This window comes from Pseudonocardia sp. SID8383 (assembly GCF_009864975.1).
GTDB lineage: Bacteria > Actinomycetota > Actinomycetes > Mycobacteriales > Pseudonocardiaceae > Pseudonocardia > Pseudonocardia alni.
The window spans coordinates 1-13,434 of the sequence record NZ_WWFY01001048.1; the positions used below are offsets into that span (position 1 = coordinate 1).

Annotated in this window: 11 protein-coding genes and 1 pseudogene; 5 read left to right on the forward strand and 7 right to left on the reverse strand. The window is 74.8% G+C overall.

Translation table 11 applies throughout. From position 1 onward, the window contains the following. Positions 1-447: pseudogene (locus GTW08_RS25205) on the reverse strand (spore coat protein); the annotation flags it as partial. A gap of 2 nt (positions 448-449) precedes the next feature. Further along, positions 450-1,175, reverse strand: coding sequence for a glycosyltransferase family protein (locus GTW08_RS25210; RefSeq protein ID WP_304580011.1), 726 nt, complete (start codon positions 1,173-1,175; stop codon positions 450-452). A gap of 78 nt (positions 1,176-1,253) precedes the next feature. Here GTW08_RS25210 and pseB point away from each other — a divergent pair, with 78 nt between their 5' ends. Genes pseB through GTW08_RS25225 form a run of 3 tightly spaced genes read left to right on the forward strand, consistent with a single transcriptional unit; the run spans position 1,254 to position 4,784 of the window. Next, a complete protein-coding gene (pseB, locus tag GTW08_RS25215) occupies positions 1,254-2,237 on the forward strand; it encodes a UDP-N-acetylglucosamine 4,6-dehydratase (inverting) (protein ID WP_062399211.1) in 984 nt (327 codons plus the stop codon). Continuing rightward, positions 2,237-3,367: a DegT/DnrJ/EryC1/StrS family aminotransferase gene (locus tag GTW08_RS25220; protein WP_073573789.1), complete on the forward strand. Its 1,131-nt coding sequence runs from the start codon at positions 2,237-2,239 to the stop codon at positions 3,365-3,367. Before pseB ends, GTW08_RS25220 begins: the two co-directional genes overlap by 1 nt. A gap of 16 nt (positions 3,368-3,383) precedes the next feature. After that, entirely contained in the window at positions 3,384-4,784 is a 1,401-nt protein-coding gene (locus tag GTW08_RS25225; protein ID WP_161152633.1) for a lipopolysaccharide biosynthesis protein, read from the forward strand. Positions 4,785-4,793: 9 nt separating this feature from the next. Here GTW08_RS25225 and GTW08_RS25230 read toward each other — a convergent pair whose 3' ends face one another. After that, positions 4,794-5,861, reverse strand: coding sequence for a hypothetical protein (locus tag GTW08_RS25230; protein WP_073573791.1), 1,068 nt, complete (start codon positions 5,859-5,861; stop codon positions 4,794-4,796). A 72-nt stretch (positions 5,862-5,933) separates the two neighbouring features. Here GTW08_RS25230 and GTW08_RS25235 point away from each other — a divergent pair, with 72 nt between their 5' ends. Next, positions 5,934-6,818: a glycosyltransferase gene (locus GTW08_RS25235; protein ID WP_073573792.1), complete on the forward strand. Its 885-nt coding sequence runs from the start codon at positions 5,934-5,936 to the stop codon at positions 6,816-6,818. Here GTW08_RS25235 and GTW08_RS25240 read toward each other — a convergent pair. Beyond that, a complete protein-coding gene (locus tag GTW08_RS25240) occupies positions 6,811-8,373 on the reverse strand; it encodes a hypothetical protein (protein ID WP_083657992.1) in 1,563 nt (520 codons plus the stop codon). The genes GTW08_RS25235 and GTW08_RS25240 overlap by 8 nt on opposite strands. A 118-nt stretch (positions 8,374-8,491) precedes the next feature. Here GTW08_RS25240 and GTW08_RS25245 point away from each other — a divergent pair, with 118 nt between their 5' ends. Then, on the forward strand, positions 8,492-8,887 hold the full coding sequence (locus GTW08_RS25245; protein ID WP_073573793.1) for a VOC family protein: 396 nt from the start codon (positions 8,492-8,494) through the stop codon (positions 8,885-8,887). Positions 8,888-8,891: 4 nt separating this feature from the next. Here GTW08_RS25245 and GTW08_RS25250 read toward each other — a convergent pair whose 3' ends face one another. The 3 genes from GTW08_RS25250 to GTW08_RS25260 form a co-directional block, all read right to left on the reverse strand. Further along, positions 8,892-10,736 (reverse strand): arabinofuranosyltransferase, encoded by a 1,845-nt coding sequence (locus GTW08_RS25250; protein ID WP_073573794.1) that lies wholly within the window; start codon positions 10,734-10,736, stop codon positions 8,892-8,894. 2 nt (positions 10,737-10,738) lie between these two features. Beyond that, positions 10,739-11,503, reverse strand: a complete 765-nt coding sequence (locus tag GTW08_RS25255; protein WP_073573795.1) for a class I SAM-dependent methyltransferase — start codon at positions 11,501-11,503, stop codon at positions 10,739-10,741. Positions 11,504-11,530: 27 nt separating this feature from the next. Next, on the reverse strand, positions 11,531-13,434 hold a 1,904-nt coding region (locus GTW08_RS25260), incomplete at its 5' end, for a DUF6541 family protein (protein WP_237454173.1).

Below are 13,434 nucleotides of genomic sequence, written 5' to 3' on the forward strand. Positions count from 1 at the left end.
CAGCCGCAGCGGGGCGTAGCCGGGGCCGCGGAGCAGGACGGGGGAGCCGTCGTCGGGGCGGGGGTGGTCGCCGGCGCCCATGTTGGGGTCGACCACGACGTCGCCGGGACGCCGGCCGGTCGCGAAGTCCTCCACCGTGGACAGCACGACCCCGGCGTCGTGCAGGGCCGGCCGCAGGTCGTCGCCGAGCAGGTAGTGGTCGACGTGCACGGCGTCGATCCGGTGCTCACGGGCCAGTGCCGCGAGTCCGCCGGCGGTGTCGGCCGGGGGCAGCACGGGTCCGGGCTCCCGGACCAGCCCGGACCACAGCCAGTCCAGCCCGTCGAGCCGTCCCGACCAGGACACCTCGTGCCCGGACAGCACCGCGGCCTCGGCGACCGCGGCACATCGGACGGCGTGCCCCACCCCCGTCGACGGTCCGGCGTCGCAACGCAGCAGCAGACGCACGGTCAGCCCTCGGCGAGGGACTTCTGGCGGACGTGCGCGTTGCGCTCCACCAGGTCGGGTCGTGACCGCAGCACCGCCACCACCGACCGCCAGTCGCTCCGGCCGCCCAGTGCCTCCACCAGGCCCTGCAGGGCGTGCAGGTCGTCGGCGGTGTCGAGGGTGACGCGCAGGTCGTCGGCCGCCGGGGCGACGACGAGCCCGAGGCAGCGGAACCGCTCCGGGGCGCCGTAGAGGCCCGACGTCACGTGGATCCGGTCGTAGCCGGTCGCGGTGCCGGCCAGCTCGCGCAGCGCACCGGTGCGCGCCAGCTCGACGTCGAGGCCACGGGGCAGGGTGCGCACCAGGGTGGTCGCGACGTAGTCGTGGTCCGGGGCGTCCCGCCAGGTCGCGGCGACCAGCGACACCAGCGCCGGGTCGAGCAGCGGGCAGTCCGCGGTCAGGCGCACCACGGCGTCGCAGGGGTGCTCGTCGGCGGCCTGGACGAAACGGGCGAGCACGTCGTCCTCGGAGCCGCGCACCACCGGGGCGCCGAGCGCCGCGGCCCGCTCGGCCACGGCGTCGTCGCCCGCGGCGGTCGAGGTCGCGACGACCACGCGGTCGACGCCCTCGGCGGCACGGGCGGCCGCGACCACCCGGTCGAGCACCGGTGTGCCGCCGAGATCGGTGAGCACCTTGCCCGGGAGCCGCGTCGACCCCGTCCGCGCCTGGATGACCGCGTTGACCCGCACCCGTACCTGCTTCGATTCGTCCGGTTGAGCGCGTGCCATCATGCCGGGCGGAAGAAATTCCGCAGATCTGGAGGCGTGATGTCGGTACTCAAGGGCTCGTCGGTCCTGGTCACGGGCGGGACGGGGTCCTTCGGGAAGGCCTTCGTCCGCACCCTGCTCGACCGCTACGAGCCGCGGCGGCTGGTGATCCTCTCGCGTGACGAGCTGAAGCAGTACGAGTGCCGCTCGCTGTTCGAGAACGACCCGCGGCTGCGCTGGTTCCTCGGTGACGTCCGGGACCAGCCGCGCCTGCGCCGCGCGATGCACGGCGTCGACTACGTGGTGCACGCGGCCGCGCTCAAGCAGGTGGACACCGCCGAGTACAACCCGTTCGAGTTCATCCGGACCAACGTCGAGGGCTCGCAGAACGTCGTCGAGGCCGCGATCGACGCCGGGGTGAAGAAGGTCGTCGCGCTGTCGACGGACAAGGCGTCGAGCCCGATCAACCTCTACGGCGCGACCAAGCTGTGCGCCGACCGGCTGTTCGTGAGCGCGAACCACTACGCCGCCGCCTACGAGACCCGGTTCGCCGTGGTCCGCTACGGCAACGTGCTCGGCAGCCGCGGCTCGGTGGTGCCGCTGTTCAAGAAGCTCGCCGCGGACGGGCAGTCGCTGCCGATCACCGACAAGCGGATGACCCGGTTCTGGATCACCCTGCCGGACGCGGTGCAGTTCGTCATCGACTCCTTCGACGCGATGCAGGGTGGCGAGCTGTACGTGCCGCGGATCCCGTCGATGCGGATGACCGACCTCGCCGAGGCCATCGCGCCCGGCGCCGCGACCCACGAGATCGGGATCCGGCCGGGGGAGAAGCTGCACGAGGAGATGATCGCCGCCGACGACTCGCGGCGGACCCTCAAGCTGGCCGACCGCTACGTCGTCGAGCCCTACATCGCCGGCTGGGGCTACACCTCCCCGGCCGACGGCGAGCCGGTCCCGGACGGGCAGGCGTACCGGTCGGACACCAACGACCTGTGGCTCTCGCCCGAGCAGCTGCGCGCGATGGTCGAGGCGCTCGACTGATGCTCCCCTACGGCCGGCAGTCGATCTCGTCGTCCGACGTCGAGGCGGTCACGGCGGTCCTCGGGACCGACTGGTTGACCACCGGCCCGGCCGTGACCCGGTTCGAGGACGACCTCGCCGCGGTCTGCGGGAACCCCGCGGTGGCCGTGACCAGCGGGACCGCGGCGCTGCACGTCGCCTACGCCGCGGCCGGGGTCGGCCCCGGCCAGGACGTCGTGGTCGCCCCGCTGACGTTCGTGGCGACGGCGAGCGCCGCGGCGCTGCTCGGCGCGAACGTCGTGTTCGCCGACGTCAGCCCCGACACCGGCAACCTCGACCCGGACGCGGCGAAGGCCGCGCTCACCCCGGACACCACCGTCGTGGCCGGGGTCGACTACGCGGGCCACCCGATCGACGCCGAGGCGCTGCGCGCGGTCGCGCACGGGGCCGGTGCCCTGCTGCTGGAGGACGCCGCGCACTCCGTGGGCGGCACCTGGCACGGCCGCCCGGTCGGTGACCTCGCCGACCTGACGACGCTGAGCTTCTTCCCCACCAAGAACCTCACCACCGCGGAGGGCGGCGCGGTCGTGTCCCCGCGGTCCGACCTCGTCGCGGGCGCCCGGTCGTTCCGCAACCACGGCCTCGTCCGCGACCGGGACGCGCAGCGTTTCCCCGACGAGGGGCCGTGGCACCAGGAGGTGCACGCGTTCGGGCTGAACTACCGGCTGCCCGACCTGCTCGCCGCACTCGGGTCGTCGCAGCTCACGCGGCTGGCCGCGTTCACCGCGCGGCGCAGGGAGATCCACGCCCGCTACGACGCCGCGCTCGCCGACGTGCCCGAGGTCCGCACCCCGGTCCGCCGCGACGGCGCCGAGCCCGCCTGGCACCTCTACCCGCTGCGCGTGCTCGACGGCCGCCGCCGCGCGCTGTTCGACCACCTGCGCGAGCGGGGCATCGGGGTGCAGGTCAACTACATCCCCGCCTACTGGCACCCGGTGTTCGCCGACCTCGGCTACCGCCGCGGCCTGTGCCCGAACGCCGAGGAGTACTACTCCCAGCAGCTCTCGCTGCCGCTGTTCCCCGATCTCACCGACACCGACGTGGACCGGGTCGCCGCCCTGGTCCGGGAGTTCTTCGGGCACTCGGTGTGAGCGAGGGGTGAACGCCGTGGACGCCAGCCGGGAGGTACTCGGGCGCGGCTCGCTCTACACCCTGGGCAGCGTCGCCCCGATCCTGGCGAACGTCGTCGTCACGCCGTTCGTCACCCGGCTGCTGGGCGACGCCGAGTACGGCGTCGTCGCGGTCGGGCTGATCCTGGTGCAGGTCGGCGCGATGGTCGCCGGGTTCGGCCTGGCGTCGTCGATCACCCGCCACGGGATCCTGGAGAGCTCCGGCGCCGACGGCGCGCGGGCGCTGGTGCTGCAGGGCAGCGCATTGTCGCTGGTCGTGGTCGTGCTCGCGGTGCTGGCCGGGCCGTGGTGGAGCGGACCGGTGCTGTCGGTGCCCTGGCGGGCCGGGCTGGTCTTCGCCGGGCTGGCCGCGGCCGGTTTCGTCGTGGTGCTCAACGCCCAGGCGTTCCTGCGGGTGCAGGACCGGCCGGTGCCGTTCGTGGTCATGTCCGGGGTGGCGACGCTCGGCGGCCCGCTCGCCGGGCTCGCGCTCGTCGCCTGGCGGGCGAGCGACGCCGACGACTACCTGTTCGGCCTGCTGCTCGGCTACCTCGCCGCCGCGGTGACCGGGCTCGTGCTTGCGCTGCGCGGCGGCCGCCCCCGGACGGCACGCGGCGACTTCGGCCGGGCGCTGCGGATCGGGCTGCCCGCCGTCCCGCACCTGGTCGCGCTGCTACTGGTGCAGAACGCGCTCGTGCTGATCGTGAACCGGTACTTCGGCGTCGCCGACGGCGGCCGCATGCAGATCGCGCTGCTGCTCGGCTCCGCCCCCGCCATGATCGTCTCGGCGTTGAACAACGCCTGGGCGCCGGTGATCTACCGGACGCCGCCCGAGGCCCGCGGCGCCGCCCTGGAACGCACCGCCCGCGACGTCGGCGTCGTCACCGCCGCCCTGGCCGGTGGGGTCGCGCTGCTCGCGCCGTTCCTGCTGCGCATCCTCGCCCCGGCCTCGTTCGCCCCCGAGCAGCTGGTGCCGGTCACCGCGGTCGCGACGCTCGGCGCCGTGGTCAGCGTCGTCTACCTGGCCAACGTGCACCTGGTGTTCGCGTCCGGGCGCAGCGGCGGGCTGGCCTTCGCGAGCCCGGTCAGCCTGGTGCTCGGGGTGGTCGCGGCGGTGCTGCTCGCCCGGACCGGGTCGCTGACCGCCGTCGCCGCCGGGTTCCCGCTGATCTACCTGGCCCTGGCGGCCGGGACGTCGCTGCTGCGTCGCAGGGTGTCGCCGACCCGCTGGCGGGAGGCGGTGCTGGCCGGGCCGCTGGCCGTCGGCGTCGTCGTGTGCGGGGCCGGCGTGCTGCTGCCGTCCGAGGGCGTCCTGTGGCTGTCGGTGCGGTTCGTGCTGGCCGCGCTGCTCGGGGTGGCGCTGCTGGTGCTGGTGCGCCGGATCTTCCGGCCGGCCTGACCGGCGTGGTCAGGCGTCGAGGGGCTCCTCGGTCGTGACCGGCGTGGGCAGACCGCGCGGCAACGGCTTCGGCAGCGCGGCCAGCGGGTGACGAAGCCACAGCAGCGGGTTCGAGCTGCCGGCCGACATGGCCTGCGTGCTGGCCTCGGAACGCTTCGTCAGCCCCAGCACCATCGCGGCCTTCGCCAGCGGCGACGCCGCGTAGTACTGCAGACCCGGCCCGACGCCCGGGGTGCGGCCCCAGCCGAGCACGGAGCGCAGCGCAGCGGGGTCGAGCAGGTGCTCGGCGCCGAGCTCACGGCGGGCCAGCGCGGTCGCGGCGGCGTCGGCCTCCGCGGCGCCGGTCTCCGGGCGGGCCCCGTCGGTGGGATCGACCGTGTGGAACTCCGGCCAGGTCGCGCGCAGCTCGTCCACCGCCGACGACGACTGGGCCCCGAACGTCAGCGGGTCCCCCCACACCGCGGCCGGGGTGCCGACGGCGGCCGCGTACAGCACGGCCGTCGACAGCCGGTTCGACGAGACCCGGCTCGCGTTCCCGACCAGGTGCATGATCCGCAGCAGGAAGTGCGGGTCGTCGCGCCGACCGGCGGTGACCAGCGTGTGCCCGGCGTCGCGCCAGGCCGTGGTGATCTCCGGGTCGGTCATGTCCTCGTGGTGCAGGCACACCGTCGACGGGCCGTCGACCTTCGCGACCTGACGGGCCAGGTCGGCGTGCGCGCCGGTCACCCGGACCAGCCGGGTGCCGTGGAACGGGACGAACACCGGCCCGAGCCGCTCCGACGGCGTCCACCCCTGCGCGCGCAGCAGCGCCTCCAGGTAGAGCACCGGGGCGCCGACCGGGGTGGTCGTGCGGTCCTCGTCCGCGGGGGACCAGCCGCGGCAGCCGTGCGACCACACCAGCAGACGTCGCTGCCGGGGGTCGGTGCCGACCTTCGGGAAGTCCGCGAAGTGCGCGGCGACGGGCGAGACCGCGGTCCAGCCGTGCTGCAGCAGACCGGCGATGTGCCGGGGCCGGGACAGTCCGGCGTAGGCGGCGAGGACGGCCGAGTGGCCGTAGTAGTGGTTCTGGATGTCCATCGCCGTGCTCCGGGTCGTCGCTGGTGAGGCCGGGTGATCCTAGCCAGGGGGCGCCTCGCTACCGTCGGGTGCGTGCCCGTCGACGTGATGCTCCCCTTCTACGGCGACCCGGAGCTCCTGCGCCGTGCGGTCCGCAGCGTCCAGGACCAGCGCCGTACCGACTGGCGGCTCACCGTCGTCGACGACGGCTACCCCGACGACACGATCGGCCCCTGGTTCGCGGGCCTGGGCGACGACCGGATCCGGTACCGCCGCAACCCCGAGCGGCTCGGCGCGCAGCCGAACAACCGGTACTGCATCGAGGCGGTCGAGCTGCCGTACTTCGTGATGATGGGCGCCGACGACCTCATGGAGCCCGACTACCTCGACACCGTCCTCGCGCTGCACGAGCGCTGGCCGGACGCCGCGGTGGTGCAGCCGGGCGTCGCGGTGATGGACGCCGACGACCGCCCGGTCCGCCCGCTCGCCGACCGGGTCAAGGCGCTGCTCGCACCGTCCGGGTCGGGCCCGCGCCCGGTCGGTGGCGAGGACCTGCTGGTGAGCCTGCTGCGGGGGAACTGGCTGTACAACCCGTCGCTGTGCTGGCGGACCGACGCGGTGGCGCGGGTCGCGATGCCGGAGTCCGCGGACGTGTTCGACCTGGCGCTGCCGGTCGCGGTGATCGCCGACGGCGGCACGATGGTCGTCGACGATCACGTCTGCTTCCGCTACCGGCGCCACCGCTCCAGCGACTCGGGGTCGGGCGCGGTCGCCGGGAACCGGTTCGCCGAGGAGCGCCGCTACTTCGCGGCGGAGGCGGACCGGATGGACGCCCGGGGGCTGCCCCGGGCCGCCCGCGCCGCCCGGGCGCACGTGTCGTCGCGGCTCAACGCCGCCGTCCAGCTGCCCGGCTCGGTGCTGCGTCGCGACGCAGCCGCGCTGCGCGCCCTGGCCGGGCACGCCCTCGGCCTCAGCTGAGCCCGAGGACCCGCTCCAGCCAGCGGGAGTAGCCGGGGTCGAGCCGGGCGTCGGTGACCGCGCGGCCCTCGGCGAGGCGCCGGTCCAGCGCCGTCCGGACCTGCGGGGCGACGTCCGGCGTCGCGAACACGAGCTGGAAGTATTCCGGGCGCATCTGCGCGACGCCGACGAGCTCGCGGCCGGCGAGGACCGGAGTCAGATCCGTCCGCCACGACGCGGCCGGCGGCCTGGGCGAGGAACTGGTGACGACCACCACGGACGGGTCGTCGGCCTGCAGGACCCCGGTCGGGTCGGCGCCGTGCGCGATCCGTCCGTCGTTGAGGCCGATGTAGTCGGTGGCGGTCCATCCGGAGAAGTACGGGATGGCCCCGGCATCGGACACCGCGACGGTCCGTCGGTCTGCCGGCAGGTCGGTGTCGGCCAGGGCGAGACCGACGGCGATGTGCGCGCGCCGGAGGTCGTCCCCGTAGTTGACCATGCTGGGGCCGTCCGGTGCGAGGAGGCCTGCAACCGTCGTCCAACCGACGGCGACCACCGCCGCTCCGGCTGCGACCCGGCGCAGGTCGACCGTGTCCAGCGCCCACGCCGCGGCCAGGCACACCAGCGGGAACCCGTGCCAGGCGAACCGGGACAGGTAGTCCATCGCCGGTGCGGACAGGGCCGGGATGATCCACAGCGCGGTGCAGCTCGCCAGCACCAGCGCGGCCGGGCCCGCGGTGCGCGACCGGAACAACGCGGCGACTGCGAACGCGAGCAACGGCAGCAGGGTCGCGGCTGTCAGCTCGATCCACCGGCCGTCGGTCGTGGCCTCCACCCCGACCTTCACGTAGAAGGTGTTCGGCAGCGGATGGCCGTAGTAAGCCCATCGCGCGGCCACGTAGCCGGCGCCCAGTGCGCCGCCCCCCGCGGTCCACAGCCAGGTCGACCTCCGGGAACGGCGCAGCCACAGCCACACCAGCAGCGCGGGGCCCACGCCGAGGACTCCGTCGGGGCGGAGGGTTCCCGCGAGCAGCAGCAACGCCGGCATCTCCCAGGAACTGACCACGACGTCCGGGTCGCGCAGCAGCCGCGCGGCGAGGACGACGGCCCGCAGCACGACCAGCGCGAAGGGTGCGGTCTCCAGCCCGGCGTCGACGTGGACCCAGGTCGGGAGGAACAGCACGAAGCTCCCCGCGGCCACCACGGCGCCGCTGCGGGTGCGAGGCTCGGTGACGAGCACCCACACGATCGCCGCCGCACAGGCGGCGGCGGTCAGCTTCGACACCACCGGCAGCGGTACACCGAGCCACACCCACGGCGCGTGCCACACCATCCACGCGAAGTTGGTGAAACCCTCCACCGGAGTCCGGCCCGGGTTCCAGACCGGCCCGAACCCGTGCGCGAGGTTCGCGCTGTACCGGTAGGTGATGTAGGCGTCGTCGACGGTCACCGACCAGCACGCCCACACCCCGACGGCCAGGGACGCGAGGGCAGCGGCCAGGAGGATCCTGCGGTCCGGGGAGAGCCGGCCCGTGTCCTGGCCGCGGTCCGCAGCCTGTCGGCGCGCGCGCAGCATGGCCGCCAGTGTTCCGCGAACCGCGTCGGGCCGTGGCCCGAATCGGTCACAGTCACGCGCGGACGTGGGTCGTGGCCTGCACCGATGAGTTCCGTCCCGCGCCGCGGTCGTACCGGGCATGAGCACACCCACGCAGCGCCCCACCACCCTGAACAACATCGGCGTCGTCATGTTCACCGTCGCCGACCAGGACACCGCCCTGGACTTCTACACCCGTGTGCTCGGGTTCGAGGTCCGCGGCGACACCCGGTTCGGCGAGAACGACGAGTACCGCTGGCTGGAGGTCGCCCCGCCCGGCTCGACCGCGCGGCTCGCGCTCAACCCGCCGATGTTCGACGAGCCCGGTGGCAGCGCCATCGGTGTCGAGACCCCGGACCTGGCCGCCGAGCACGCCCGGCTGGCCGAGCTCGTCGCGGACATGGAGCCGCTGCCCACCGAGGACACCCCCGGCGCGCCGCGACTGTTCATGCTCCGCGACCCGGACGGCAACGTGATCACCGTCGTCGAGGTCTGAGCCGTCAGGGCACCGGGGGCACCCCGGCCCGGACCAGCACCGCGTAGGGGCCGACGTCGCGTCGCTGCCAGGCCGGGTCGTCGAACAGCTGCGGGGCGAACACCGCGGGCTCGGCGCCCTGGCGCGGGTCGGGGAACCGGTCCTGCGACAGCGGCAGCCGCAGGGTCCCGTCCGCGGCCCGGTCCAGCACGAACACCGACGGTGCCCGCTCCGGGGCCCGGTCCAGCGCGTCGAGCAGCCGGCCCGGGTCGGCCGCGGCCGCCCAGCGGCGGGCCTCGTCGGTGCGGGCCGGGTAGTCCGCGAGCGGGTTCGCGTACTGCGGCTGCGACGCCTGGAACGCGAAGTACGGCACGTAGCTGAGCAGGGTCGCGTTCGCGCTCGCGACGACGACCTCCCGCGGCGGACGGCCGGTCAGACCGTCGATCGTGCTGCGCAGGTCCCCGAGCCAGGCGTTCGCGTCCGCCGGGTCCCGCGAGCCGTCGGGCCGCGTCCCGTCGGGCCGGTAGTCCTGGGCCGTCCCGGTCCACCCGTAGTCCTGTGGGACGGACTGCACCTGCCCGACGACGACCGCCGCGGCCAGCGCCGTCGCCACGGCCGCGCAGGTCCCGGCACGGACACCCCGGTCGCGCAGGACGCCGGCCAGTGAGGCGACCGCCCACACCGCACCACAGGCCAGTGCCGCGGTGAGGATCGGCTGGATGCGGAACGCCAGCAGCGTGCTGCCGAACGCCAGCGCCGCCGTCGACAGCAGGTACCAGGCGTAGCCGCAGGCAGCGGTGACGCCCAGCGCCCGCGCGACCGGGTCCGTGCGGAACCGTGCCACGATCCACACCGTGCCCAGCAGGCACAGCGCCCCGACCGGGGTCGCCTCCAGCATCGGCAGCGGCCAGCGCGACCCCGCCTCGGCGAGGAAGTGCTGGCCCGCGCTGTAGGTGGGCTGCCCGGCCGAGACCAGCAGGTATGGCAGCCAGTGCACCAGGGCCGTCGGCAGTGCCGCGGCGACGACCACGACGATCGTCACGGCGAGCGTCGCGGGCCGGGTCGTCCGCGTCACCAGGCCGTCGACGGCCAGCACCGTGAGCACGAACCCGGCGAACACCAGGATCTGGGTGTGGGTGACCGCGGCCAGCCCGAGGACGAGACCGACGAGCAGCGCCGTCCGGACCCACGAGCCGCCGTTCCGGCGCACCAGCCGCAGCCCGAGCACGGCCAGCGGCGGGACGAGCGCCGCGGTCAGCCAGGAGTACGGCGAGTACGCGGCGAGTGTCACGAAGCCGGCGAGGGTGGTCGCCACGGCTGCCCCGACCGCCCGCGGGCGGGACGTCACCAGTGCCCACAGGGCGTAGGTCAGGACGGCGGTGACCGCCAGCGTCGCGATCGAGAACGGCTTGTGGAACGCCCAGGCGTCGACACCCAGCAGCGCCGCGGCCCGCCCACCGAGCCAGAACCACGCGGCCGGGTAGTACGGCGGCATGTCCGCGTAGGCGAAGTCCGCGAGCCGCGCCGAGTCCGCGAACCGGGTCAGGAACGCGACCCGGAACTGCTGGTCGCCCCCGACCCCGAACAGGTAGTGCGGGGTGTTCGCCAGGAACAGCGTGACCGGCAGCGCGGGCAGCGCCGCCAGCCCCACCCACGCCAGCGGCGCCGCGACGAGCGGCGACCGGCTCCACGCGGCGGCGGCCAGCAGCGCGGCGACGAGCGCACCACCGGTCGCGGTGAGCGCCAGCCCGACGTTCGACCCGGCCGGGACCGTGACCCGGTCCGCGAGCAGCAGCCCCGCGGCGACGACCCCGACGGCGACGACCGGGCCCACGACCAGGTCGGCCGCGGCGAGGAGCCGTCGCGCCACGGTCAGGGCTGCTTCTTCACGGCGACGACGAGGAACGCCTTCGAGATCGCCCACAGCGCCGGGAAGCGGCGCAGCGCCGAGACGCCCAGCGAGTACAGCCGCGACCCGCCGCCCTCGGCCAGGCTGACGTCGCCGGGCACGGTGAAGCGGGCGTCGAGGTCGGGGCGGCGCGCGAGGAGCCGGCGCATCCGCAGGTAGCTCGGGGCGTAGCTGGCGTCGGTGTAGTCGCTGCCGCGCCCGGACCAGCGCAGGTAGCGGGTCGCGAGCGGCAGCGGCAGCCACGCCAGGAACGGCAGCGCGTAGTGCGCCTCGATCGGCCACCACCGGTTCGGCACCAGGATGTAGGCGACGCCGCCGGGCCGCAGGCAGGACGCGATCCGTTCCAGCGCGTCGGGCTGGTCGTCGAGGTGCTCCAGGACGTTGTCGAGCACGGCGACGTCGAAGGAGCCGGCGTCGTCGCCGTGGCCGAACTCGCCGATGCCCTGGACACGGAACGTGAAGTTGTCGGCCCCGCCCTCGGCGGCCAGCCGGGTCGCCTCGGCGGCCAGCGCGCCGTTCGGCTCGATGCCGACGACCTCCCGGCACAGCCCCGCGAGCTCCAGTGCGGTGTAGCCGTAGCCGCAGCCGAGATCGACCACCCGTGCGTCACGGAACGGCAGGTCGAGGAAGGGTTCGGTGGTGATCGCGATCTGCCGGGCGAACCCGGTGGCGAGCGTCCGCCGCTCCACCATGCGCAGGGAGCGTTCGTACTCGGGGAGGTCGGTCACGTGGTCTCCGTCGAGGGCGTCGGGGGGTCACCCACCGTACGGGGACGGGGGCGCACCGTCCGGATCGGGCGGGGCGAACGCCTGCGCTCCGGGGGTCACCGGCGCCCCCGGGGCGCAGGCGGTGAGCCGCCACAGCTCCTGGCCCCCGCCCGTCGCGACGAGCTCGAACCCGGGCACCGGCGCGATGTCGTGCAGCCCCGGGTACCAGCGGGCGCCCCCGTGGCTCGGCCAGAACGCGATCGGCCCCGTCAGGAGCCAGTCGACGCCGAGATCGGCGGCCGCCGTGCAGATCGTCGGGTCGGTCCCGACGTCGCGGAACCGGGTGGCCAGCAGGATCTGCTCCGGGGTCCAGTTCCCGATCAGGTGCGGGAACAGGACCCGGCGCCCGGTGAGCGGGAACAGCAGGGAGTTGCCGGTGAACGGGTCCGCGGCCACGACGTCGTCGGGGCCGACGATCCGCCCGACCTCGTCGAGGAACTCGCGCTGCCCCGGTTCGAGGATGGCGTCCGACGGCCGCTGGTACGGCCCGGCCAGGACGTCGGCGTGCGTCGCCACCGACATCCCGCCGGTCGTGGCGACGACCACCGCGAGCAGCACCGCCGCGAGCGCGGGCGCGACCACCCGCCGACGGGCCGGCGCCGCGGTGGGCGGGATCCGCAGCAGCACGTGGCGCAGGACCGACGCGACGGCGCACAGCCCGACCACGGCCAGCACGGCCCCGGTGACGGGCACCATCGCCGCCAGCCGGTAGGAGTCGTTGTACCAGGCACCGGTGAGGGCGGCGGAGGTCGTGCCGTCGTCGGCCGCGGCCAGCACGTACAGCGCGCCGGAGGCGACGTGCGCGGGAACCAGCCACGACGTCGCGACGTGCCGCAGCGCGGCCACCGCGCCGATCACGACCAGCACCGACAGCACGACGAGGTCGGGACGGCCGTTGGAGGAGTTGAACAGCACCTGACCGATCGCCGTCGGCACGTCGGTGATCGCGGGCCAGTCGAAGCTGCGCACGCCGGCGGTCAGCGGTGAGGCCGTCATGAACCACAGGACGGCGGCGACGATCCCGGCGACGCCGACCGTGGCCAGCACCGGCTGCCAGAACCGGCGGGTGAGCAGCCGTCGCCGGGCCAGCACGCCGATGCCCCACAGCACCGGGAACAGGCCGAGCACCGCGAGGCTGAACAGCGCGTTCGGGTGGGCGAGGCCGAGCGCGGGCAGGGTCAGGACCAGGGTGGCCGCCGCACCGCCCGCGCCGATCACGCTGCGCTCGGCCACCCCGACGACGGCCAGCAGCAACGTCAGGTACCCGGGCAGCAGTGCCACCCCGAGCAGGTTCGGCCACAGCACCCCGAACGACATGAGCGCCCACGGCAGGGCGGTGAACCCGGTGGCCAGCACCGGCGCGACCAGGGCGGCACCGGGCGACGGGCCCATGACCTGGCGGCTCAGCGCCGCCACGGACAGCGGGAACACCACCCCCGCCACGACCCAGGCCGTCAGATTGGTGGCGACCGGGACCCCGCTGCCGGACAGCATCGCGACCAGCGACACGAGGTCGTGCCAGCCCGCCGGGTACAGCGCCACCGCCGACGACGGGTTCGTCAGCGACCCCAGCGTCAGCGACGACGCGTCGCCGGACTGCAGGATGTGGGCGACGGCGTTGTAGTGGAAGACGCCGTCGTAGGTCGAGGACAGGGCGTCCACCGGGCCGAACCCCAGCACCACCGTCCACCACGCCAGCCCGGCGGCGACGACGACACCGGCCGCGGCGGCCACCCCGGCCCGGCGGCCGTCGGTGCCCGCGCGCTGGGCGGAGGTCCGCCACACCTGGGGCATCGCGGTCGTCATCGGTTCGGGGCGCTTCGCGAACCGGCCCCTCGGGGCGCGGACGCGGGCCAGCGAGGCCCGGATCCGCCGGCCCGGGGTCCACGACC